We start from the raw sequence: 254 nt of genomic DNA, 5'->3' as shown, positions 1-254 counted from the left end.
CGCATTGTGCGGGAGCGAAGTTCGGCGATGGCCTCGGCTCGGGTGCGGGGGTCGATCAGGTCGGATTCGTTGATCGGGAGGCCCTGGCGGGCTTGTCCGAGGGCGGCTTCGGCGTCGGCGAGTTCCCTTGTCGCTTCGGCTCTTTGCTCGGTGAGGCGCTGCACCTCGAGGTCGGCGGCGCGGTGCAGCAGGTCGGTGAGTTCGGTGATGTCGGCGGCGCGGCGCAGGACTTCGTCGCGCAGTTCGGCCTGCAC

Annotated in this window: 1 protein-coding gene; it reads right to left on the bottom strand. The window is 69.7% G+C overall.

The window, feature by feature from the left end:
- On the bottom strand, positions 1-254 hold a 254-nt coding region (locus tag ACTT8P_RS38650; protein ID WP_442836461.1), incomplete at both ends, for a hypothetical protein.

Source organism: Streptomyces sp. JW3 (assembly GCF_052216785.1).
Lineage (GTDB): Bacteria > Actinomycetota > Actinomycetes > Streptomycetales > Streptomycetaceae > Streptomyces.
Note: the sequence above shows the minus strand (reverse complement) of the source record. Positions and strands in the feature narration are given on the sequence as shown.